Genomic DNA, 24,237 nt, shown 5'->3' on the forward strand with positions numbered 1-24,237 from the left:
CCTTTCTATTCATCCAATAATTCATTGATGGTTTTCGGATATAACTCATGTTCAACAGCCTGGATTTTTTTCTGAAGCGTTTCTCTTGTGTCCTCAGCCAAAATGTTGACGCTTTGTTGAGCGATGATCGGCCCGGTATCCATTCCTTCATCGACAAAATGGATGGTAACCCCCGTCACTTTTACCCCGGCGTCCAAAGCTTGTCCAATGGCATCTTTTCCCGGAAACGCCGGCAAAAGCGAAGGATGAATATTCACGATACGGTTGCGATAACGATTTAAGAGTGTAGAGCCGATCAAACGCATGTAGCCGGCAAGGATGATCCATTCGACGCCCCTTTTGGCTAACTCTAATGCAATTTCGTTCTCAAACTCCTCTTTGGAAGGATACTCTTTTGCCCGAAAGGAAAACACAGGAATCCCCAAATGGCGTGCCCGTTTGACTACATAAGCATCCGGCTGATCGCATACAAGCAAGCAGATGTCCGCGTTTAGTTCCTTTCTTAAACTCGCTTCTGCCAGCGCCTGAAAATTGCTGCCGTTTCCAGACGCGAATATCGCCACTTTTTTCATTAGTATCCAACCTCTCCAATCAGGAAATGCGGATTCCCTCTTGAGGAACCACCTGGCCGATTTTGAACGCTTTTTCTCCTATTTGTTCAAGATCATTTAAAACAGACTCCGCATCCGCTGCTGCGACGATCAAGACCAGCCCAATTCCCATGTTAAAAATATTATACATTTCTTTCCGATCCAGTTTTCCATATTCTTTTAGCACTTCGAAAATGGCTGGTATTTCCCATGTGCCTTCTGCAATTTCCGAACCGTATCCGGCCGGCAGAGCACGAGGTATATTTTCAATAAAGCCTCCGCCTGTAATATGGGCCATCCCTTTAATTGTACCTTTTTTATGAATACTTTGGATTTGCTTGACATAAATTCGTGTCGGTTCAATCAATGCTTCTCCCAGTGTCCCCTTCAAACCGTCCAATTGAGAGTCGATGTGCAATCGATGCTCTTCAAAGAAGATTTTTCTCACCAAAGAATAGCCATTGCTATGAATTCCGCTTGATGGAAGACCGATCAAAACATCACCTGGCCTAATTGTACTTCCCGAAATGAGCTCGCTTTTTTCGCACGCCCCTACCGCAAAGCCGGCCAGATCATATTCCCCGGGAGCGTACATGCCCGGCATTTCTGCTGTCTCTCCTCCGATTAAGGCGCACCCTGCTTGTTCGCAGCCGTCAGCAATTCCTTTCACAATTTGTTCTATTTTCTCCGGCTCATTTTTCCCACAAGCGAGATAATCGAGAAAAAAGATCGGACTGGCTCCTTGAACGAGGATGTCATTGACACACATGGCGACGCAATCGATGCCGATCGTATCGTGCTTATCCATCATAAAAGCAATTTTTAATTTGGTTCCCACACCATCTGTACCTGATACGAGAACAGGTTCTTTAAGCTGGAGGACGGATAAATCAAACAAACCGCCGAAACTTCCAAGTGCTCCCATCACCCCAAGCCTTTTCGTCCGTTCGACATGTTTTTTGATTCGTTCAACTGCTTCATACCCTGCTTCTATATCCACTCCAGCCGACTTATATGATTTTGCCATTCCCGGTCCTCCTCCATTTGCGTCCTTCTAACAATGTATTGGGAAACCATTTCGACTAAGATAAAGTTACCATCTGTTCTTTTCCTGCGGGATATATCTCCGTCGGATATTTTCCGGTAAAACAGGCCAAGCATTGCCCGCAATGATTTCCGTCTTTTGCATGGCCAATGGCCTCGATCATTCCTTCAAGGCTTAAAAAGGTTAAAGAATCCGCGCCAATCAATTGTTTGATTTCTTCTACAGAATGAGAAGAAGCAATTAATTCTTCTTTCGTTGATGTGTCAATCCCATAGAAACACGGATGGGTAATGGGGGGCGAACTGATGGTGACATGAACTTCTTTGGCGCCTGCTTCTCTCAAAAGCTGAACAATTCGTTTGCTGGTCGTACCACGGACAATCGAATCATCCACCATAATCACTCTTTTCCCATTGACGACACCGCGAACGGCAGAAAGCTTCATTTTCACTCCTTGTTCGCGCAGCGACTGGGATGGCTGGATAAACGTGCGTCCGACGTAGCGGTTTTTGATGAGGCCCAGTTCATATGGAATACCGGAAGCTTCTGCATAGCCGATGGCAGCGGAAATGCTGGAATCCGGAACTCCCGTGACGACATCCGCTTCGATGCCCGCTTCTTCGGCTAATTTTTTCCCCATGCTCTTTCTGGCGCTATGCACATTAATCCCGTGAAGGTTGCTGTCAGGGCGGGAAAAATAAACGTATTCCATTGTACAAATGGCTTGATTGCTTTTTAACGCAAACGGCTCCGAATACATTCCTTCATTGTTGATGATGATCAATTCCCCCGGCTCCACCTCCCGGACGAATTGAGCACCGACAACATCAAATGCACATGTTTCCGAAGCGATGCACACCGCATCTCCAAGCCGTCCAACGGAAAGCGGTCTTAATCCGTTCGGATCGAGGGCAACCATCAACTCCGTTTCCGTCATGATCAGAAATGCGTATGCGCCTTTTAGCATGGTTAACGCGTTTTTGACCTGATCTTTCAAATGGACAAAACCACTTCTTTTAATTAAATGAGCAAGTACTTCTGTATCCGAACTGGTTTGAAAAATGCTTCCTTGAGCTTCCAGCTGATATTTGAGCATGGTGGCATTGACCAAATTGCCATTGTGAGCGAGGGCCAAGCTCCCGGTCTGGGAATGGAAGAGAAGGGGCTGAACGTTTTCGTACCCTCCTCCGCCTGCTGTCGCGTAACGGACATGGCCGATTGCACCGTATCCATGCAAATTGTGGATGGCTTCACGACTGAAAACCTCTGTCACTAACCCTTTCCCTTTTAACCCCTTTAATTCGCAGCCGTCCGTTACGACAATTCCGGCTCCTTCTTGACCGCGGTGCTGTAAACTATGAAGGCCGTAATACGTGATCTGAGCAGCATTTTCATGTCCCCAAACGCCAAACACTCCGCATTCTTCGTTTAATCCTTTTATTTCAGCAAGCATGGGATAGCTCCTTTCCAGGCTTGTTCAAGCTCACTCACTTGCGCCTGCAAAATCGATTCATTTTCAGCAGATCGAATCGTTAAAAGCGGTTCGTCGACAACGCGGCCTACGCACACCGCGTCCGTCACAATCGTTTCAAAAAGGCTGCGATGTTCCGGTTTCACCGATAGCACATAACGTGATTGCGTTTCGCTAAACAGTTCGCAAACGGCCTCTCCTTCAATTTTTATATCCGCTCCTAAACCAGTGCCAAACAAACACTCTGACAACGCGACAGCCAATCCCCCTTCGGAAATATCATGAGCAGATTGTACGGTTTTCCTTTTAATGGCTTGCAGAATAGCTTGCTGCCTTTTTCGCTCTACCGCTAAATCGATTTCCGGCGCTTTACCGAAAATACGACCTTCCAGCATTTTTTGAAGTTCGCTGCCGCCGAAATCGTTGTTCGCTTTCCCCACGACGTAAATATAATCGCCCGCTTGTTCAAACGTTTGTTTAGTAATGTGAGCCACGTCTTCAATCAGTCCAACCATGCCAACGACAGGAGTCGGATATATTGCCGTGCCGTTTGTTTCATTGTAAAGCGATACGTTCCCGCCGATGACCGGAGTTTGAAGCGTCTTACAGGCTTCGCTCATTCCATCCACCGCTTTTTCCAGCTGCCAAAAGATTTCCGGCTTTTCCGGGTTGCCAAAATTCAAGCAGTCCGTAATAGCGAGAGGTTTACCGCCTGCGCAAACAATATTGCGAGCGGCTTCAGCGACTGCGATTTTTCCTCCTGTTTCCGGGTCAAGATAGAGATAGCGGGAATTGCAGTCTGTTGTCATCGCCAGCGCTTTTTTCGTTCCGCGGATTCGAATGACCGCCGCATCTGAGCCAGGCGCTACGACTGTATTCGTTTGAACTTGATAGTCATACTGCTGGTACACCCATTCTTTGCTCGCAATGGTCGGCTGCGAAAGCAGTTTGATCAGCGTTTCTTTAAAATCTTTCACTTCAGGTGCCGGTGCATCGATTTGCTGAAATTCACGGAAATAGTCCGGTTCTTTAGAAGGTTTATGGTAAACCGGAGCATTTTCCGCCAATGCATCGACCGGAACTTCCGCTACGACTTCGCCGCGATGAGTCAGTCTCAACATGGAATCATCCGTTACTTTTCCGACGACGACTGCTTCCAATCCATACTTTTGAAAAAGAGAAACGACTTCTTCCTCTCTTCCTTTTTTGACAACGATCAGCATTCTCTCCTGCGATTCAGACAGCATCATTTCATAAGAAGTCATGCCCGTTTCCCGTTGAGGTACAAGATCGAGGTTCATTTCGATTCCCGATCCGGCTTTGCTTGCCATTTCGGCCGCTGAACTGGTCAATCCGGCTGCTCCCATATCTTGAATTCCGACAAGTGCATCTGATTTCACCAATTCAAGACAGGCTTCTAGCAGCAGCTTTTCCATAAAGGGATCCCCCACTTGAACAGCCGGGCGCTTTTCTTCAGATTGCTCACTTAATTCCTCCGAAGCAAAAGTGGCTCCGTGAATTCCGTCGCGACCTGTTTTCGCACCGACATACATGACGGAATTGCCTACCCCTACCGCTTGGCCTTTCTGAATATCTTGATGATCGATCAAGCCGACACACATTGCGTTCACCAGCGGATTCCCTTCATAAGAAGGATCAAATTGCACCTCGCCCCCAACCGTTGGAATGCCGATGCAATTTCCATAGCCGGCGATGCCTGCCACTACTTCTTGAAATAAATATCGGACTCTGGAAGACTTCAATTCTCCAAATCTTAAAGAATTCAACAAAGCTACCGGCCTTGCCCCCATGGAAAACACATCGCGGATAATTCCCCCCACACCGGTTGCCGCACCTTGATACGGTTCAATGGCAGAAGGATGGTTATGGCTTTCGATTTTAAAAACGACTGCCTGGCCATCACCGATATCGACAATGCCGGCTCCTTCCCCCGGTCCTTGCAAAACTCCTTCTCCCTCTGTGGGGAATTTTTTTAGCACTACTTTTGAATTTTTATAGCTGCAGTGTTCCGACCACATGACAGAAAAAAGACCGGTCTCCGTGTAGTTGGGAAGCCTTCCCAAAATCGATTCAATTTGCGCAAATTCTTCGTCACTAAGACCCATTTGCCGATACAATTTATTTTCTTTTATCTCATCCGGTTTTGGTTCAGTGCGTAGTAGCATACGATTCCCTCCACTGTTTGACAATCGATTGGAAAAGCTTAAGGCCATCACTGCTGCCCAGCAGTTCGTTCACCGCTCTTTCAGGATGCGGCATCATCCCAAGAACATTCCCTTTTTCATTGATAATCCCGGCAATGTCGGCAACTGAGCCGTTCGGATTGTTCTGATACGTAAAGACAATTTGCTTGTTACGCTTTAACGTTTCAAGCGTCTTGTCATCGCAATAGTAGTTGCCTTCGCCATGAGCGATAGGGATTCGGATTGTCTCCCCTAATTCATAACCGTTTGTAAACATCGTTTCATTATTTTCTACAGTCAGTTCTACCGTTTTGCAAATAAACTTTAATTGATCGTTTTTTCTCATGGCGCCAGGTAAAAGCCCTGATTCCAGCAAAATCTGAAATCCATTGCAAACGCCAAGAATCGGTTTCCCTTCTTCTGCCGCTTCGACCACTTTTTCCATCACTTTAGAAAAGCGGGCAATGGCGCCTGACCGCAAATAATCGCCGTATGAAAAGCCCCCCGGGAGCAAAATACCGTCGTATCCGCTCAGATCATCAGCATCGTGCCAAACGAATTCCGCTTCTTCCCCCAATTCATCTTTGACGGCGTGGTACATATCGGCATCGCAATTGGAACCGGGAAAGACAATCACCGCAAATTTCACTGGATGACACCCTCCTCTATCTCATAACGAAATTCCTCTATCACCGGGTTGGCCAATAATTTCTCACACATTTCTCTGACCACGACATCGATGTCTTGATCGCTCTCCTTCACAGTCAGCTCCATGTATTTCCCTATACGGACATCCTCCACCTGTCCGAATCCAAGGCTGTGAAGGGAACGCTGTACAGCTCCCCCTTGAGGATCCAATACGCTTTCACGGAGTGTCACAAAAACTTTCACTTTATACATGTGTTTTCCCTCCTAATCTCGTAAGCACTTCGGTATAGGCATCGATTAAATTGCCAAGATTGCGGCGAAACACGTCTTTATCCAGCTTTCGATTCGTTTCTTTTTCCCAAAGCCTGCATGTATCAGGCGAAATTTCATCCGCAAGCAAAATTTCTCCTTGAGGATCTTTGCCAAATTCCAATTTGAAATCGATCAAACGAATATTTAAGGAATCAAATAAGGAAATCAAAAACTGATTGACTTTCAACGCCATCTTTTTGATTTGTTCCATTTCTTCGGAAGAAGCGATTTTTAAGAAGCGAATATGGTCTTCTATGATCAAAGGATCCCCAAGTTCGTCGTCCTTTAAGTAGAATTCAATGATAGGCTCTTCTAACGGGATCCCTTCTTCTATCCCCAGCCTTTTCGCCATGCTTCCTGCAGAAACGTTTCGAACCACGACTTCAAGCGGGATAATCTTCACTCGTTTGATCAGCTGCTCATGATCTGAAACTTGTTGGATAAAATGAGTCGGCAGATCCAACTCTTCTTTCATTTTCGTAAAAATAAAACTGCTAATTTGGTTGTTGAGGCTTCCTTTTCCGGCAATTTCCGCTTTTTTCTCTCCGTTAAAAGCGGTCGCGGAATCTTTATATTCCACGAATAGAATATCTTCTTGGTCGGTTGCATAAATCTTTTTCGCTTTTCCTTCATACAAAAGCTCGCCTTTTTTCAAGTTGTCCACCTCATTTTGGAATATTGATAATCTTCCGAATACAGCGGTTTTAAGAGAGGCCGACCGCTTTAAGCCCTCTTGCCTTTTTCGCAAACACAAGAAACAGCCTAAAAGTCAGCCTCTTTTGCTTAGTCGTTCAAACCGAGACGATCAAAAATCGTATCGACATGTTTTAAATGATAGTGGTAATCGAAGCAATCATCGATTTCTTCTTTTGTCAACTTCGAGGTAATTTTTTCATCGCTTTCTACTAGTTGACGGAACGGCACTTGTTTTTCCCAAGCCTCCATGGCCCGCGGCTGAACGGTGTCATATGCCTCTTCACGTGTAAGGCCTTTTTCAATCAGGGCGAGCAAAACGCGTTGTGAATAAATAAGACCAAGCGTCTTTTCCATATTTCGTTTCATATTTTCCGGATAGACGGTCAAATTTTTCACGATATTGCCGAAGCGATTGAGCATGTAATTAAGGGCAATCGTCGCATCAGGCAAAATAATGCGTTCCGCAGAAGAATGGGAAATATCCCGTTCGTGCCATAGCGGTACGTTTTCATATGCAGTTTGCATATACCCTCTTACCACACGGGCCATTCCTGTCATGTTTTCCGATCCGATCGGATTCCGTTTATGAGGCATGGCCGATGATCCTTTTTGGCCTTTCGCGAAAAACTCCTCCACTTCTCTCGTTTCGCTCTTTTGAAGTCCGCGAATTTCCACGGCAAATTTTTCGATCGACGTCGCGATTAAAGCGAGCGTGCTCATGTAGTATGCGTGACGGTCGCGCTGAAGCGTTTGAGTGGAAATAGGCGCCGGTTTGAGGCCTAATTTTTGGCATACATATTGTTCAACAAATGGATCGATATTCGCATAAGTGCCAACGGCTCCGGAGATTTTTCCGTACTGCACTCCTTCAGCCGCTCGTTTGAACCGTTCCAAATTCCGCTTCATTTCTTCGTGCCAAAGCGCCATCTTTAACCCAAAAGTAGTTGGTTCCGCATGGACTCCATGAGTTCTTCCCATCATCACGGTATATTTATGTTCTTTCGCTTTTTGGCGAAGAATTTCAATAAAGTTTTCCAAATCTTTAAGCAAAATCTCATTTGCCTGCTTAAGCAAGTACGATAGGGCTGTATCGACAACGTCAGTAGACGTCAATCCATAATGAACCCATTTTCGCTCTTCGCCAAGCGTCTCCGATACGGCTCTTGTAAAGGCCACTACATCATGGCGAGTTTCTTCTTCAATTTCTTTAATGCGGCGAATATCAAAGCCTGCATTCTCCCGGATTTTTTTCACATCTTCTTTCGGGATGACTCCCAGTTCCGCCCACGCCTCGCAAGCAAGAATTTCCACTTCCAGCCAAGCGTTGAAGCGGTTTTCCTCAGTCCAAATCGCCCCCATCTCCGGGCGGGTGTAACGATCGATCATCTTATACTGCCTCCGATCTTTTCTTCTTTTGCGCTCCAAATCCTGCTATCGTCTATTTCTTGCAATGTTTTCTCAAGATCGTCGGTCAAGACGGTGATATGCCCCATTTTTCTTTTCTCTTTCGCTTCTTTTTTTCCGTATAAATGAAACGACCAGTCCGGGTGGCGATGGAATTCGTTTAACGCCCCCTCTAAATGCTTGCCTAGAACATTGACCATAACAGCCGGTTTTAACAACTCCGTTTTCTGGAAAGGCCAATTGCAAATCGCTCGTATATGCTGTTCAAATTGAGACGCCTCGCAAGCTTCGATCGAATAATGGCCGGAATTGTGCGGTCTGGGGGCCAGTTCGTTTATATAAATCTCACCGTTTGAGCACACGAACATCTCCACCGCCAGCGTTCCGATCAGTTCCAAATAGTCGGCGATCTTGAGCGCCAATTTCACCGCTTTTTGTTTGACATCCCCGTCCACTCTTGCCGGAACAATGGTTTGATGCAAAATATTCTCGACATGAATATTTTCGCCAACGGGCAAAAAGCTGACTTCGCGATCCGGATTGCGAAATACAATCACTGAAATTTCCGTCGTAAATGGAATCCATTTTTCCAATACACACGGACCTGATTGCAGCAATTCGGCTGCCTTTTCGATCTCGCTTTCGCGGCGAATCACATACTGGCCTTTTCCGTCATAACCGCCTCTTGAGGTTTTTAAAACAGCAGGATAACCAAGCTTTTTTATCTTATCATATAGTTCGTTTTCTTCGTAAATCACTTCATAAGGGGCCACCGGCACACCCGCTTTTGTGATCGCATCTTTCTCTAAAATCCGATCCTGAGTAATGCGAATCAATTCGGCTCCTTGCGGAAGATAGGCTCTTTGCTCGAGCCACCGCAATGACTCATAATCGATGTTTTCAAATTCGTACGTGATCACATCGCTTATTTGAGCAAGCCGCGCCAAAGCGTTTTGGTCATCGTAGGCCGCCGTAATTTCCACATCAGCCACTTGACCGCACGGAGAATCTTCCGCAGGATCTAATACAGCGATTCGAAACCCTTTTTCTTTTGCTGCCAGTGCCATCATTCTGCCTAGCTGGCCGCCGCCAATAATTCCAATCGTTTTTCCTGGCATAATGACTGGATTAGTCAAGTTGATCACTGCTTTCTAGTACTTTTTCTTTCAGCTCAATTCGTCGGTTTTCCAATTTGCGGGCAATGTCGGGATTCTCAATCGATAATATTTGCGCTGCCAGCAAACCGGCGTTCGTGGCGCCGGCACGCCCAATCGCTACTGTAGCCACCGGGATGCCGCCGGGCATTTGTACGATCGATAACAGGGAATCTAAACCATTTAATGCTTTGGATTGAACCGGAACTCCGATCACGGGAAGAGTCGTTTTAGCCGCTACCATCCCCGGCAAATGCGCGGCTCCACCCGCTCCTGCGATAATCACTTTGATCCCTCGATCTCTGGCACTTTCGGCATAATCAAACATCAAATCAGGAGTGCGATGTGCCGAAACGACTTTTTTCTCATATTCAATTTCTAATTCATCCAATACTTCACAGGCGTTTTTCATCGTTTCCCAATCCGATGCGCTTCCCATAATCACTCCTACTTCCGCCGGCATTTCCATCCCTCCACATGATGCAGTCTTATATAACAAAAAACCCGGCTTCACATACTTTCTTTGAGAGAAAGCAGTGAATCCGGGTAAGAAAAGACCAATTAAAAGCCTTTTATGGCAGGACTCATCGAAGAAAGATTTCTTCTTCCAATGGCGCTGCACATGGAATGAACGGCTTTCAGAACATAGTGCAATCGCCATCCTGAAGATGCCTCTTTCATTCACAGTTTTCCAGATAGCTACTTTCCCTCATAGTCCGATTATTTACGGTAATCGGGTAGAGACTTACGAGCCATATTCTCGTGATTATATGAGGGCTATTGAGTTGACAACTCCATCTTAACAATGAAAACAAGCCATTGTCAACAAAATTTTTCGAACAATAAAAACAATCTTAATAGAAAATGTTCGGGTTTAACCTTCTTTTTTCCCTTCAAACTTTATGATTCGCCCAACAGGAACATATTCTATTTTTCCGTTTATGTTCTTTTCTTGAAAGATGGGTTCTTCCGTTCTTCTAACGGGTTTATATCCTTCTTCGGACATCCGGGCCAGTAGTTGATCAATGGTTTCATTTTCTTTCATCTCAAATATCTTCTTTTTACTCATCAGAGCAGCTTCCTTTTTCCATCATTCGACCATATCGATTGATACCTGTACAATTTATGGATAGAGTATTTTTACTGTTGCGTTTTATTTTAAATCATACAGCCTCTCTGTCAAGATGCTATAACGATTTGTTCTTCTCTGTCCTATAGCAGTAACAGCCGTTCCACATAGATTTGTAAAAACTTTATAAACATCTGCCGCACCTGTCTCTCGGCTTTGTGAACCATTTCAAATTCCCAACTCCTGTATCAAATGCTGAAATGTATAAAACGCCGGCTTCGGAGTATAATCATCCCGCATGATGCCAAATTGGTGAAAGAGATCATCTTTGGAACTGTCTGCATCCCTGAGACCAAAAAGCTCATAATGTGTGATATTGAGTTCTTGACGCAGATTATAAACGGTCCGTATGATCGTCTCTAGTACTTCAGATTGATGTTCGTAAGATCTGTCTTTACCTACAAAAGGGTTTTTGCCCGTAGGCCATCCGTTTTCTGTAATGCGAATAGGGATGGAATCAGGTATACCGGCTGTCCTGAGATTTACTTCGCGAAATCGCCGCAGAAAGTCTTCAACGGAAGACGGGACTTTTTCCAATGAGAGCGGCGGTTCAAATACATCTACATAAAAATTATGCGCGACATAATCCAAAGAATCTATGAAAACCTCTCCGCCAATTTCAGCAAGGTTTTCCCAAAAATGCGGAACCACTTTCGGACCGTTGTCCGGCACAGATCCAAATCCGATATCCACACGAACGTTTGCTGCTTTTGCTTCTTCTTTCGCTGCAATAACCCCCTGCACCAACAATGGCATGATGTTAGGGTTTGATCCGTCCATAAAGCTCAAATTAGGTTCATTCGTTATTTGCAGCGAATCAATATAAGAACCATACTCTCTAATGATTTTCCTAATAAGCGCGAGCCAGTGATTCATTTCTATGTTTGGAGCCAAAGAACCTACTACCAAGTCCCCCATTAATCCCAAACGAACATATTTCTCCACGATCGACAAAAGCTTCTCTTCCGAATCAGCAGGTCCTGTATAAACGAGATAAATTCTTGGCAACAGCGATTTAGATTCTCCTCGAAGACGTTTTAAGGCCATTTGAATTTGCTCATAGTTGTCTTGAGGTCCTACAGCCAAACCAGCAGGCGTACCAGCTACACTAAGCGGATAGATTCCAAACTGCAACCCGGATGAAAGCATAAAAAACGCTCCTTTTTCTTGTATTGGATAAAGCAAATAGTAAATATATATTTATTATTTATATGAAGAAATAAATATATATTTACTTTTTACCCTAAAATATTGATGAAAATAGATAATGTTTTTTCTATCACTCGTGTTAATAATAAATAATTATTTACTTTATTGTCAACGGGATTTTGGAATACAGAAGAGACGTACAGTACATTTTTACAACAAATTATTTTAGAAGGACCGGGAAAAGTCAGAGAAATCATGCGCCGAGCTATCCAGATTAATCCGTGAAAACGTCATTCACCTTTTAAAGAGGTTCCCGTACTCAGGTATTTTTGGATCTTATGATGCAATAATCAACAAAATCATTCTCGAAATCCATTAAGCAAAAAATTTCTCTTCCCTTACAAAATCACTACCTTGCAACAAAAAATCCACCTTCCTTACCTGCTCCAATTTCAACTCCCAGAAAGTAGCTTGAATCGATAAGCTCCTTTTCTCCTCTTCATTCCTTGGCTCAATATCAAAAATACGTTGCCAGCTATCCACAATTTTCTGATGATAATAAGGGTCCGGAAGCGGCTTTTGCTGATAATAATCCAGCCCTCTTTTCTTTATTTCTTTGTCGAATAATTCCCCGTCTTCTTCATTTTCTTCGAGGTACCAATAATTCAGTACGTAATGCCATTTATCAAAATCGCTCAAAACAACCTGTTCATCAGGTATGTCTATTTCGAGACGTACACCTCTCGTTCCTTTCTCCAGAAAACCCGAAAAACGGAGGTCCGGACGAATATGCACGCCATTCCATTGTTTCCATGCCCACACAGGGTACGATTCTTTTTCCGGTCTTGGTCCCAATCGTTTCTCCATTTCAATGATAAGCCAGTCGTACGAATCGAGGAATCTTCATAAACAAGCTCCTTCGCACCACGATAAAAACCTTGTTGCTGCAACCATTCCCACACTTCAACAGGATGGATAGTCCATAGTTTCATCTTCATACCCCCTTAAAAGGATCATGATGTAAAAAAGCTTTCCTGTACAGCCAAAAGGAAGGAGATCATTCGTCTACTATCATCAGGATGAATATAAAAACCAACCAAAAACCGCATAATAAAAGAGGACCTTCATGCCGAATGACAAAATCGTCTGCCCATGAACAAAGTTTAAAGCGTTATTTCTTCCTCCACTTTACTTATTCTAAATTCTTACCGAATGGCAATTTGTGTTTATAGAATATTTGAGCTCCTTGTGATCCTGACGATTTGAAACAAAAAAGCCGTTCACGCAAAAAGCATGAACGGCCTTCTTTACCCGGATATTTCATCTTTATCAATGAAGCGGACGTTAAGCAATGCAATCATCGCTTTCTGTCCTGATGGGCTATTTTTGAATCGAAATGATGTTTTCTTCTTTCAAATCGACTTTACCTTGCTTTTCAATTACAACTTGTTCCCCTTCTTGAAGGTTTGTAAAGATAATTGGAGTAATTACAGAAGGAGCCTTGCTTTTCACTAAGTCAAGATCCACTTTCAACAATGGCTGTCCGGCTTCAACATGGTCGTCTTGGTTTACAAGCGCCTCAAAACCTTCGCCATTCAGTTTCACTGTATCAATACCCACGTGAATTAAAATTTCTCTTCCGCCGTCGGACAAAATACCGATTGCGTGCTTAGTCGGGAACAGGTTCACAATTTTTCCGTTAACCGGCGATACAACAGTTCCTTCTTCCGGCAATATAGCAAAGCCGTCTCCCATCATTTTTTCTGCAAAGACTGGATCAGGAACTTCTGCAAGCGGCTTAATTTCCCCTTTTAATGGAGAAATAATCGCTTCATTTCGGTCAATTTCATTTTGAAGAGGCGTTGGATTCACTTCTTCTACTTGCTGTTTAACTTCCTGATTCATATCAGGAGTTGTTGCTTTGCGCGGCGCTTTGCCTTTCATAATATCTTGCATTTGCGTTTTAATGGTGTCGGAACGTGGTCCGAAAATAGCTTGAATATTGTTTCCAACTTCCAATACTCCGGAAGCGCCCAGTTTTTTCAAACGTTCCTTATCCACTTCTTTAGGATCATTTACTTGAACGCGCAGACGAGTGATACAAGCATCCAGCGATGCAATATTGCTTTGTCCGCCCATTGCTTCCAAAATATTGTAGGCAAGGTCTCCAGATCCGCTATCTGCTGTTTCTTTTCCATCGTTCGATTCTTCATCATCTTCGCGACCAGGCGTTTTTAAATTGAACTTGCGGATGGCAAATCGGAAACCGAAATAATAGATGACGGAAAAGACTAATCCGACCGGTATCACGAGCCACCAATGAGTTTGTGGATTCAAAACACCAAAGAGAATAAAGTCAATTAATCCCCCTGAGAATGTCAACCCGATTTTGACATTTAAAATATGCATAATCATAAATGACAGTCCGGCAAAAACAGCGTGAATCGCAAACAACACAGGTGCTACGAATAAGAAGGAGAATTCAATCGGCTCTGTAATCCCTGTCAAGAAAGAAGTCAAAGCCGCTGAAGCCATTAAACCTCCAACCACTTTTTTCTTTTCAGGTTTAGCTTCGTGGTAAATAGCCAGCGCAGCAGCAGGAAGACCAAACATCATAAACGGATATTTACCCGTCATAAATGTACCAGCCGTCAAATTCTTGACCCCATCTTTAATTTGAGCCATAAAGATCGCTTGGTCTCCGTGAACCACTTCTCCTGCTTTGTTCGTATATTGTCCAAACTCAAACCAGAACGGAGCATAGAAGATATGATGCAATCCAAATGGAATCAGCGAACGTTCAATGACACCGAAAATAAAGGCAGACAACGTCAAGTTTGCATTCAACAAGTTATTGGAGAAAGCATTTAAACCTGATTGGATAGGCGGCCAAATAACAATCATGATCAATCCAAGAATTAAAGAAGATACAGCCGTCACAATCGGAACAAAACGTTTTCCCGCAAAAAATCCTAAATAAGATGGAAGCTCAATATTAAAGTATTTATTGTAGAGAATTGAAGCTAATATACCAACAATAATCCCGCCGAATACACCGGTTTGCAGCGTAGGAATGCCGAGAACGGTTGCATAGGAAGGATCATGAGCAGCCATTTTAGGAGTGACACCAAGCACAACTCCCATCGTAACATTCATGATCAGGAAGCCGACGATTGCAGCAAGTCCAGCTACCCCTTCTCCTCCGGCCAAACCAATGGCAACCCCGACGGCAAATAGAAGGGCTAGATTCGAAAAGATAATTTCACCGGCTTCTTCCATTACTTTTGCTACCATTTCCACCCAACCGGTATGCAGAAACGGAGCAATATCGACTAGCGTCGGGTTTTGTAAAGCGTTTCCAAGAGCAAGCAAAATTCCGGCAGCCGGTAAAATGGCGACTGGAAGCATCAAAGCTTTACCCACTTTTTGGAGAACGCCGAAGAATTTCTTAAACATATACGTTACCTCCATTCTGTTATTGCATAAACAAAAAAGCATGAGTGAAGAAGCAATAAAAACAAGCAGTACAAAGGGTAGTGTTCCCTTGTGTTCTTGTTTCTATCAACTTCTTTACTCATGCCTGATCGAATCAGTAACACGTAAAGAATTGCTATTCTTTTGTTTCGCACGTAAACGCTGCAAATGCATCGTTAAATAAGTGGCTTCCGCTTCATAAACCGGTTTCTTCAGCGTCTGCTGCATAATTTTGATTAGCTTCCATGAAAGATTGTAGCATAGAGGGTATTCTTTTTTCAATAGTTCTTTTATTTTTTTTGAATCTTCCAATGCTTCTCCTTTTTGCACCCTGTCAATGGTATAGCGAAGATGGCGGATGAGCCGCATATATTCCACACTATTTCTATCGATTTCCATTCCAAGATTTTCTTCCATCGTGCGAACAAGAGTGGACAATAACTGGGAATATTGATTAATCTCCGAAAGTTGTTTATCTGTTAAGGCACTGTGAATATGCAAAGCAATAAAGCCTACTTCCCCTTCCGGCAGCTTGATGTTGGCCGCTTCATGAATAAAATCCACTACTTCTTCAGCGATTTCATATTCAAAAGGATACATCGTTTTTGTTTCATTTAGAAAAGGATTTTTAATAACCATTCCTTTCATAAGCCTGTTCATCGCGAAAAGCAGGTGATCCGTGAGCGCAACGTGGATATGCTCATTTAAAGTGCCGCGTGTTCGTTTTTTTATGATTTCTAAAGAGGAAATAATTACATTCAGCGTTTTTTCATCGAGGTAGGGCAATAATTTTTTGTAATGTTCTTGTTCATTTTCATTTTTGAGGACAAATATTTTTTCGATAATATCTTGATGGATCACATCTCCTTTTTTCCTTTGGAAACCGATTCCCTTCCCAATTAGTACGACTTCGTTGTTCTTGTCATCAGCAGCGATCAAAACATTATTATTAAGGACTTTTTTCACTACATATTTAACCATTTGAAATCTCCTCTTGTGATTCACCGCTGCAATAAGCAACAGCTTCGTCCTCCTTATATTAGTCTACCCATATTGTAATCAAGGATTTGCCTTTATACAATGAAAACCTTTTTACAAAAAAACGTCCCCCATTTGGAGGACGTCCTTCCTACTATTTCAAGAAAATAAAATATAATAAGAAAACAACAAACAAGAAATACATAAGCGGATGAATTTCTTTGGCTCTTCCTTTTACAATCATCGTAATAGGATAGAAAATAAATCCGATCGCGATTCCTGTCGCGATACTGTATGTCAAAGGCATACAAATAACGGTCAAGAAAGCCGGAACAGCAATTTCGAATTTCTTCCAGTCAATTTCTCCCAGAGACGATACCATCAACACACCGACAATAATCAAAGCAGGCGCCGTTACGTGTGAGGTAATAACCGAAAGCAACGGGTAGAAAAAGAGCGACAGCAAAAACAACACACCTGTGACAACAGCAGCAAATCCGGTTCTGGCCCCGGCAGCTACCCCCGCTGTTGATTCCACAAAAGAAGTCGTCGTGGACGTTCCGAGCACCGCACCAATCGCTCCTGCCATAGCATCTGAAAACAGCGCTTTTCCGGCTCGAGGCAATTGATTGTTTTTCATCAATCCGGCTTGATGAGCAACCGCCAAAAGAGTCCCCGCCGTATCAAAAAAGGCTACAAATAAAAAGGTCAAAACCACCATCAACATTTGCATCGTAAAAATTTGATCCGGCATATGGAAAATCGAAGTCACCGCAACGCCAAACACCGGTTTAATGCTTGGAATGCTGCCGATCACATGTTTCGGAAGAGGGATTAAACCGGTCAACATCCCGACAATAGCCGTAATGACCATTCCGATAAACACAGCGCTGTTAATGCCTCTCGTCATGAGAATGACCGTAATGATGATGCCGAAAATGGCCAAAAGCGTATTGCCGTTTGTCAAATCGCCAAGCCCAACTAAAACCGCATCATTATTCACGATGATTCCAGCATTTTGAAAACCAATAAAAGTAATAAAAAGTCCAATTCCTGCTCCTACTGCGTGTTTTAATTGAGCCGGGATAGCATTAATAATTTTTTCCCGAATTCCGGTAAGCGTGAGCAAAATAAATATGAGGCTTGCCAAAAATACTCCTGTCAGCGCAACTTGCCAAGAAATGCCGTAATTCAAAACAACCGTATAGGCAAAAAAGGCGTTCAAACCCAATCCCGGCGCGAGAGCCACCGGATATTTCGCCCATAATCCCATCAACAAGGAACCGAAAGCAGCAGATAAAGCCGTCGCAACAAACACCGCTCCGTGGTCCATTCGCATGGAATCCGGAAGATTCTTCACTGATGCAAGCGAAAGAGTGAGCGGATTCACGACCAAAATATAGGCCATAGCAAGAAAGGTCGTAATACCACCGATAATTTCCCTGCGGTAATTCGTCCCCAATTCATCAAAATGAAAATAATTTTTCATAATTCCCCTCCGCCATTATCACAAATACGTCACGAGGCAACCACACCGGCCAACAGGATGCCGCCGGGTGAAATCACCATTCGGGTGATAAAGCTATTCACCAAGCAAAATAAAAATACCCCAAACATTCGTTCGGGGCATGGCTTGAGGATAGAAAGATAAAAGGATGGGAATCCAATCCTGTTTACATTCCATTACCTCGTAGTCAAGCTATTTACGGCAGCTTGGTAGAGACTTCCGGGCCATATCCCCGTAATTATACGACGTAATGCGACAAATTATTTAATTCAACTACATTGTAGTGCTAAATGACGACGATGTCAACAAAATACGAACATTATTTTAAAATTATTTATTATCATTCGTGTTTGTCTCATTCTGCATTAAGGGCAGCAAGGCGAAGAGTTCCTTCGGAGGCCGGCTGCCCTTAAATGCCCGATTCGTTCCGCTGATCATCCTTATCTCACGGATGAATAGCGGGTCTTTATTCCCACTCAATAGTGGCCGGCGGTTTGCTGGTAATATCATAGACTACACGGTTCACATGGCTGACTTCGTTGACGATGCGTGTCGAGATCGTCTCCAGCACATCCCACGGAATTCTTGCCCAATCGGAGGTCATTCCATCGATGGAAGTAACCGCACGAATCCCGATAGTATAATCATATGTTCTCGCGTCTCCCATTACCCCGACGCTGCGGATATTAGGAAGAACAGTGAAATATTGCCAAATGTCGCGATCCAACCCAGCTTTTTTAATTTCTTCTCTTAAAATAGCATCCGATTCCCGAACAATTTCCAATTTTTCTTCCGTTACTTCTCCTAAAACCCGAATGGCTAGTCCCGGTCCCGGGAATGGCTGACGCCAAACAATTTCATCCGGAATTCCTAATTCGGTGCCCAATTTTCGCACTTCATCTTTAAACAACGTGTTCAGCGGCTCAATCAGCTTAAATTCCATATCTTCCGGCAGCCCGCCCACATTGTGATGGGATTTAATCGTTTGGGCTGTGGCCGTTCCGCTTTCAATAATATCCGTATACAGAGTACCTTGCGCTAAAAATTCAATTCCTTCCAGTTTGGCCGCCTCGTCATCAAACACATATATAAACTCATTGCCGATAATTTTCCGTTTTTTCTCAGGGTCGGAAACTCCCTTCAGTTTGTTCAAAAAGCGATCTTTTGCATCCACTTTGATCACGTTCATGTGAAAACCTTCCGCGAACGTTTTCATTACACTTTCGGCTTCCCCTTTGCGCAAAAGGCCGTGATCGACAAAAATACATGTCAATTGATCTCCGATGGCTTTATGTATAAGAACAGCCACAACAGAAGAATCGACTCCGCCGCTCAAGGCACAAAGAACCTTTTTATCACCAACGGTTTTTCGAATATTTTCTATTTCCATTTCAATAAAATTTTGCATGGACCAATCGCCCCGGCAGCCGCAAATGTTGAACACAAAATTGCGAAGCAGCTCGTTTCCGTAGACAGAGTGGCGAACTTCCGGATGGAATTGAACCCCATATAATTGTTGTTCTTGATGACTCATTGCCGCGATTGGACATGATGAACTTACCGCATCTACAGTAAATCCTTCAGGAGTTTCCATCACTAAATCGCTATGGCTCATCCATACCACTTGTTCTTCCGGTAGTCCATCCCAAAGAGGATTTTGGTTTTGTACCCGGATGGTCGCTTTTCCGTACTCCCGTTTGCTGGCAGGTTCCACTCTTCCACCGAAATGCTTTGTCATCAGCTGCATTCCATAGCAAATTCCTAGCACCGGGATTCCTAGATTAAAAATGTCTTCGTCGCAGCGAAAAGCATCTTCGGCATATACACTGTTAGGTCCCCCAGATAAAATAATCCCTTTTGGATTCATAGCTTTTATTTCTTCCGCCGTCAAAGTATGGGGATGAAGTTCGCTATAGACGCCAAGTTCCCGAATTCTTCTCGTAATCAGTTGGTTATACTGGCTGCCGAAATCAAGTACGACAACCATCTCTTGGTTTTCCCATTCCTTCTTTCTTTCCACAATATCCACCTCTCTATGTATGAAAAATAAGCTCTGTTCCTATGACGCAAGCTTTTCCCATGCAGCACAGTTTCTCCAGCAAATAATCATGTAACAGAGCCAAGAGATCACAAAAAAGTATTCAGGGGGAATTCCTTCCCCCTCTATTAAGTCCTTAATAGACTTTTATAAACCCGCCTTTTCAAGAAGACCAACGGAGGTCTCCTGCGGCCACTATTGCCATCTCATTGCAGCCATCCGGCAGCAATCCAATTTTTCTAAAGAACTGAAGATGAAATACTGATAGACCATAGACGCAACAAATTTGTCATCATTTTATATCTATCTGTAACCACGGTCAACCCGCCTTGCAATTGATTTATTATTCAGATAATAACTCACAATGAAGAAAACTCTTCTCCTGCTTTCTTTCCATTTCTTCAAACCAAAAAAGACAGGGAGCTCCACAAAAGGCTCTCTGTCTTTTCTATTAAAGGAAGAATCCACAAATTATTTCCAAAAGTCATCGAAAATCGTGATGGGAAGATGCCGTTTATGCTCTGTCTTTAAAAACCATCCTTCGATCGTTTTTCTCGCTTCTTCAGAAACGGTTTTGCCTTCCAGGTAGTCGTCAATTTCTTCATAAGTAACACCTAGTGCGACTTCATCCGGAAGCTGCGGACGGTTTTCCTCCAAATCGGCTGTCGGCACTTTTTTATATAAACGTTCCGGACACCCAAGTTCCTTTAACAGCATCTTTCCTTGGCGTTTATTTAAACGATAAATCGGAACAAGATCCGCACCGCCGTCGCCGTATTTTGTAAAAAATCCCGTGACCGCTTCTGCCGCATGGTCGGTTCCCAGTACGACTGCATTTCTCATCGCTGCGATGCTGTATTGAACTTTCATCCGTTCCCGAGCTTTTTGATTTCCTTTTTCAAAATCGGAAATTTCTACGCCGGCATCCTTTAATGCCTTTTCACTGGCATCTACCGCTTCTTTAATGTTCACTGTAACGACATCATCCGGCTGGATAAAGTTTAAAGCCACTTGGCAATCTTCTTCATCGAATTGTGTACCATATGGCAATCTGACCGCCGTAAACTGATAATCTTGTTTTCCTGTTTCCTCCCGGATTTCGTTAATCGCCATTTGAGCCAGCTTCCCGGTTAACGTGGAGTCTTGCCCACCTGAAATTCCTAGAACGAATCCTTTTATAAACGGATATTTCTTTAAATAAGCTTTTAAAAAGTCTACGCTTTTGCGAATTTCTTCTTTTGGATCAATCACCGGTTTTACTTTTAATTCCTCAATAATCCGTTTTTGTAAATCGGTCATCTTCTCCTTCTCCTTTCGTTTTGGTTGATAAACTAGATACAATTTTGTCCCGCACTTCTTGAATCTTTTTCATTTTATTATTCCAGCATTTTTCGCTTAAGTCCACCGGATATTCTTCCGGATTTAAAATTCGTTTATATTCATCCCATAAATAGTCTAAATTTTTTTGGACAAAAGATTGGATTTCTGCCAGCGATGGCAATTCATATACTAGCTCGCCATTGATGAAAATATCTTTTTGCAATTCCACCGCTTCAAAGTTTGTCACGAATTTGCTGACATAGGTATGAACAGGGTGAAACATTTTAATTCTTTCTTCTGCGGCGGGATTCTCGTCATAAAGGGTGATATAGTCGCCTTCCGATTTTTGGTTGCTTTTATTGATGATTCGATATACTTTTTTCTTTCCCGGAGTGGTTACTTTCTCGGCATTGCTGGAAATTTTGACCGTATCGATCATTTCCCCTGCCCCATTCTCTATCGAAGCTAACTTATAGACTGCTCCAAGCGCCGGTTGGTCGTACGCCGTAATCAAATTCGTCCCGACCCCCCAAGCGTCGATTTTGGCTCCTTGAGCTTTCAAATGCGTAATGGTGTATTCATCCAAATCATTCGAAGCAAAAATTTTCGCATCGTGAAATCCGGCTTCATCCAGCATTTCTCTCGCTTTTTTCGATAAATAGGTCAAATCGCCGCTATCTAAACGAATACCAATAAAGTTGATCGAATCCCCCATTTCTTTAGCGACTCGAATCGCTGCCGGTACACCGGAACGAAGCGTGTCATATGTATCCACTAAAAAGACGCAATCCTTATGGGATTCGGCGTATTTGCGAAACGCCGTATATTCGTCTTGATAAGCTTGTACCATGGCATGAGCGTGCGTTCCGGCTGTCGGAATGCCAAACAGCTTTCCGGCTCTGACATTGCTGGTAGCCCCGCATCCACCGATAAAGGCCGCTCTAGTTCCCCAAATGGCCGCATCCATTTCTTGAGCCCTTCTTGTCCCGAATTCCATGACCAAGTCTTCCCCAACGGCATGCTTGATGCGGGCGGCTTTCGTGGCTATCAACGTTTGATAGTTGACTACATTTAATAAAGGCGTTTCAACCAGCTGCGCTTGAATCAAAGGCGCCTCTATTGTAACAATTGGTTCATTTTCAAAAACCACTTCTCCTTCCCTCATCGACCGTACATTTCCTGTAAAAGTTAAATTCGACAAGTATTGAAGAAAATCTTCATCATAGCCTTCTACTTCGCGCAAATAAGCGATATCGCTATCGCTGAACCGAAAATTCTTTAAAAATTCAACAATTCTTTCTAACCCCGCAAAGATTGCGTATCCGCTTCCAAACGGCATTTTCCGGAAATAAAGATCAAACACCGCCTTTCTCTCATGGACACCGTCTTCCCAGTACGTTTTAGCCATATTAATTTGATATAAATCTGTATGCAAAGCAAGACTGTCATCTTGATATTTTCTCATCGTCCAAACCCCGTTTCCGTCATGAAATTACCTTTGCTCCGAGTGCATGTTGAAAGTGCTTCAACGCCCAATCATGTCCTGCTTCGTTAAAACTTGCCGTTCCCTTTTCGTATACAGCCAGTTTAAACCCTTTATTATAAGCGTCTACAGCGGTATGAAGCACACAAATATCGGTACAAACACCGCATAAATGAAGTTCATCTATGCCTCGAGCTCGCAGCTGAATCTCTAAGTCTGTACCTGCAAACGCGCTGTACCGTGTTTTGTCCATATAATATACATTTTCCTTGTTTTTCATCCGCTCATACAGTTCCCCTAATTGACCGTACAGCCTCCTTCCCTCCGAACCGGCAATGTTGTGCGGCGGGTATAATTGGCTTTCGGGATGATACGGATCCTGTTCCTTATGGATATCCACTGCAAATACTACAAAATCGCCGTTTTGAATAAACGTGTCTGTCAAAGAAGTAATGAATTTCTCAATCATTTGAGCAGGTTTTCCACACGTAAGAGCGCCATGATCCGCCACAAAATCGACAGTATAATCGATATTGATCAACGCTTTTTTCCCCATTGCCGAAGTCTCCTTTTTCCTTCTGTTTGCTTCGAGAGGCTCTGTGATATGTTGAACATGAAAGCCGGAAAAGAACTTTATACGTGATCAAACTGCAAAACTCTTGATTCTCATTATATATCCAAGACACCTTTTTCAGCATCGTTAAAGTTTCATAATGTCTATCAAGTGCGCCAAAAACCCAAATATAAGACAAGTCTACCGATTTCGTTCACAGAGCGTTCAAAAATGGCTTTATTTGTATAATATCTATTTTTAGGATCATTATAAAGAAGAAACGAGAAAAAAACAGCTGTAAGGGAGGTAAGAATCAAGATGTTGAATAAGAAAAAAGAACAGCAGCCGTCGCTTGCTCCCGGAATAGACGATGAAGAAGAATTGGATCAGCGGGCAACAGAAGAAGAAATAGAAAGGGGAGAATTTACCGAAGTCACGCATCTTTCCTACGATGAAGTGGATGAAAGCTAAAATGGGTTGACCGTTTCTCTCATTCTCAAAACAGAACCTTACAAATAAAAGGGAAAGGAAGAATAGACCTATGTTTACATTTTCCAAAAAAATCATGGCCATCATCTTCGTGTCCGTTGCGATGTTTGCTGCCTCAACCGTGCATGCAGAGACAAATCAAGGAAAAAGCAACGAAAAACCTGTCCAGCTGACCGAACAGCAAAAAGCCAAACTGAACAAACTTCACAAAGAACTATTGGAAAAAAGAAAAGAATTAATTCGCCAATATGTAGAATACGGAATCATTTCTAAAGAAAAAGGAGATGACATCATTTCCCATTTGGAAGAACATTACAAACACTTGCAGCAAAACGGCTTTTCCCCTCATTGGAATCACTCGGAAAAAGGCCACTGGCATCATAAACATCATCATGATGACAGCGATAACGAACAGCGCTGAAGGCACACCCTTTCAGCGTTTTTATCTTTCTTACACCGTTTTTTTAAATTGTAGGATTTACCTCCCTGCAAAGTTTTCTTTAATTAAGATGATCAGATAGTGTTCTCTCAAAGACAAAACGTTTCGTTTTCAATATTTGGTATTTAGAGAGGCTTCCCGAAGCAACGATGAT

General features: G+C 43.3%; 21 protein-coding genes, 1 pseudogene and 2 riboswitches. Of the genes and pseudogenes, 2 read left to right on the plus strand and 20 right to left on the minus strand.

What is annotated here, in order from left to right:
* Positions 1 to 5: 5 nt before the first annotated feature.
* From purN to BSM4216_RS14115, 20 genes and pseudogenes are all read right to left on the minus strand, one after another.
* Positions 6 to 572, minus strand: coding sequence for a phosphoribosylglycinamide formyltransferase (purN, locus tag BSM4216_RS14020; RefSeq protein ID WP_048624110.1), 567 nt, complete (start codon positions 570 to 572; stop codon positions 6 to 8).
* Between the two features lie 19 nt (positions 573 to 591).
* Entirely contained in the window at positions 592 to 1,617 is a 1,026-nt protein-coding gene (gene purM / locus BSM4216_RS14025) for a phosphoribosylformylglycinamidine cyclo-ligase (protein WP_048624111.1), read from the minus strand.
* 55 nt (positions 1,618 to 1,672) lie between these two features.
* Positions 1,673 to 3,088, minus strand: coding sequence for an amidophosphoribosyltransferase (gene purF / locus BSM4216_RS14030; protein ID WP_048624112.1), 1,416 nt, complete (start codon positions 3,086 to 3,088; stop codon positions 1,673 to 1,675).
* Complete coding sequence (gene purL, locus BSM4216_RS14035) at positions 3,073 to 5,292, minus strand: phosphoribosylformylglycinamidine synthase subunit PurL (protein WP_048624113.1); 2,220 nt, start codon at positions 5,290 to 5,292, stop codon at positions 3,073 to 3,075. The genes purF and purL overlap by 16 nt, the downstream gene beginning before the upstream one ends.
* Positions 5,276 to 5,959 carry a phosphoribosylformylglycinamidine synthase subunit PurQ gene (purQ, locus tag BSM4216_RS14040; RefSeq protein ID WP_003354080.1) on the minus strand — a complete coding sequence of 228 codons (684 nt, stop codon included), beginning with the start codon at positions 5,957 to 5,959 and terminating at the stop codon, positions 5,276 to 5,278. Before purQ ends, purL begins: the two co-directional genes overlap by 17 nt.
* Positions 5,956 to 6,210 carry a phosphoribosylformylglycinamidine synthase subunit PurS gene (gene purS / locus BSM4216_RS14045; protein WP_003354079.1) on the minus strand — a complete coding sequence of 85 codons (255 nt, stop codon included), beginning with the start codon at positions 6,208 to 6,210 and terminating at the stop codon, positions 5,956 to 5,958. Before purS ends, purQ begins: the two co-directional genes overlap by 4 nt.
* Positions 6,203 to 6,925 carry a phosphoribosylaminoimidazolesuccinocarboxamide synthase gene (gene purC, locus BSM4216_RS14050; RefSeq protein ID WP_003354078.1) on the minus strand — a complete coding sequence of 241 codons (723 nt, stop codon included), beginning with the start codon at positions 6,923 to 6,925 and terminating at the stop codon, positions 6,203 to 6,205. Before purC ends, purS begins: the two co-directional genes overlap by 8 nt.
* 128 nt (positions 6,926 to 7,053) lie before the next feature.
* On the minus strand, positions 7,054 to 8,352 hold the full coding sequence (gene purB, locus BSM4216_RS14055; protein ID WP_003354077.1) for an adenylosuccinate lyase: 1,299 nt from the start codon (positions 8,350 to 8,352) through the stop codon (positions 7,054 to 7,056).
* Positions 8,349 to 9,506 (minus strand): 5-(carboxyamino)imidazole ribonucleotide synthase, encoded by a 1,158-nt coding sequence (gene purK, locus BSM4216_RS14060; protein ID WP_048624114.1) that lies wholly within the window; start codon positions 9,504 to 9,506, stop codon positions 8,349 to 8,351. Before purK ends, purB begins: the two co-directional genes overlap by 4 nt.
* The gene (purE, locus tag BSM4216_RS14065; protein WP_040341288.1) at positions 9,499 to 9,987 is read right to left on the minus strand and encodes a 5-(carboxyamino)imidazole ribonucleotide mutase; all 489 of its coding nucleotides are present in this window, start codon (positions 9,985 to 9,987) and stop codon (positions 9,499 to 9,501) included. The genes purK and purE overlap by 8 nt, the downstream gene beginning before the upstream one ends.
* A 229-nt stretch (positions 9,988 to 10,216) precedes the next feature.
* Positions 10,217 to 10,318: riboswitch (purine riboswitch) on the minus strand.
* Between the two features lie 80 nt (positions 10,319 to 10,398).
* The gene (locus BSM4216_RS14070) at positions 10,399 to 10,593 is read right to left on the minus strand and encodes an NETI motif-containing protein (RefSeq protein ID WP_048624115.1); all 195 of its coding nucleotides are present in this window, start codon (positions 10,591 to 10,593) and stop codon (positions 10,399 to 10,401) included.
* 228 nt (positions 10,594 to 10,821) lie between these two features.
* Positions 10,822 to 11,802 carry a hypothetical protein gene (locus BSM4216_RS14075; protein ID WP_048624116.1) on the minus strand — a complete coding sequence of 327 codons (981 nt, stop codon included), beginning with the start codon at positions 11,800 to 11,802 and terminating at the stop codon, positions 10,822 to 10,824.
* Between the two features lie 375 nt (positions 11,803 to 12,177).
* Positions 12,178 to 12,690, minus strand: a pseudogene (locus tag BSM4216_RS14080) (DUF3841 domain-containing protein); the annotation flags it as partial.
* 492 nt (positions 12,691 to 13,182) lie between these two features.
* Entirely contained in the window at positions 13,183 to 15,258 is a 2,076-nt protein-coding gene (gene ptsG, locus BSM4216_RS14085; RefSeq protein WP_048624118.1) for a glucose-specific PTS transporter subunit IIBC, read from the minus strand.
* A gap of 114 nt (positions 15,259 to 15,372) precedes the next feature.
* Positions 15,373 to 16,257 carry a glucose PTS transporter transcription antiterminator GlcT gene (gene glcT / locus BSM4216_RS14090; RefSeq protein WP_048624119.1) on the minus strand — a complete coding sequence of 295 codons (885 nt, stop codon included), beginning with the start codon at positions 16,255 to 16,257 and terminating at the stop codon, positions 15,373 to 15,375.
* A gap of 151 nt (positions 16,258 to 16,408) precedes the next feature.
* Positions 16,409 to 17,743 carry an NCS2 family permease gene (locus BSM4216_RS14095; protein WP_048624120.1) on the minus strand — a complete coding sequence of 445 codons (1,335 nt, stop codon included), beginning with the start codon at positions 17,741 to 17,743 and terminating at the stop codon, positions 16,409 to 16,411.
* Positions 17,744 to 17,925: 182 nt separating this feature from the next.
* Positions 17,926 to 18,027: riboswitch (purine riboswitch) on the minus strand.
* A 200-nt stretch (positions 18,028 to 18,227) separates the two neighbouring features.
* Entirely contained in the window at positions 18,228 to 19,748 is a 1,521-nt protein-coding gene (gene guaA, locus BSM4216_RS14100; protein ID WP_048624545.1) for a glutamine-hydrolyzing GMP synthase, read from the minus strand.
* Between the two features lie 522 nt (positions 19,749 to 20,270).
* On the minus strand, positions 20,271 to 21,098 hold the full coding sequence (gene nadE, locus BSM4216_RS14105) for an ammonia-dependent NAD(+) synthetase (protein WP_048624121.1): 828 nt from the start codon (positions 21,096 to 21,098) through the stop codon (positions 20,271 to 20,273).
* Positions 21,070 to 22,584 carry a nicotinate phosphoribosyltransferase gene (locus tag BSM4216_RS14110; protein ID WP_048624122.1) on the minus strand — a complete coding sequence of 505 codons (1,515 nt, stop codon included), beginning with the start codon at positions 22,582 to 22,584 and terminating at the stop codon, positions 21,070 to 21,072. The genes nadE and BSM4216_RS14110 overlap by 29 nt, the downstream gene beginning before the upstream one ends.
* A gap of 19 nt (positions 22,585 to 22,603) precedes the next feature.
* Positions 22,604 to 23,158, minus strand: coding sequence for a cysteine hydrolase family protein (locus BSM4216_RS14115; protein ID WP_048624123.1), 555 nt, complete (start codon positions 23,156 to 23,158; stop codon positions 22,604 to 22,606).
* 315 nt (positions 23,159 to 23,473) lie between these two features.
* On the opposite strand from BSM4216_RS14115, the gene BSM4216_RS16920 reads away from it, so the two are divergent.
* Both BSM4216_RS16920 and BSM4216_RS14120 read left to right on the plus strand, forming a co-directional pair.
* Positions 23,474 to 23,626: a hypothetical protein gene (locus BSM4216_RS16920; protein ID WP_003354062.1), complete on the plus strand. Its 153-nt coding sequence runs from the start codon at positions 23,474 to 23,476 to the stop codon at positions 23,624 to 23,626.
* A 70-nt stretch (positions 23,627 to 23,696) separates the two neighbouring features.
* Positions 23,697 to 24,065, plus strand: coding sequence for a YckD family protein (locus BSM4216_RS14120; RefSeq protein WP_048624124.1), 369 nt, complete (start codon positions 23,697 to 23,699; stop codon positions 24,063 to 24,065).
* Positions 24,066 to 24,237: the final 172 nt, after the last annotated feature.

Source organism: Bacillus smithii, from assembly GCF_001050115.1.
Classification (GTDB): Bacteria; Bacillota; Bacilli; order Bacillales; family DSM-4216; genus Bacillus_O; species Bacillus_O smithii.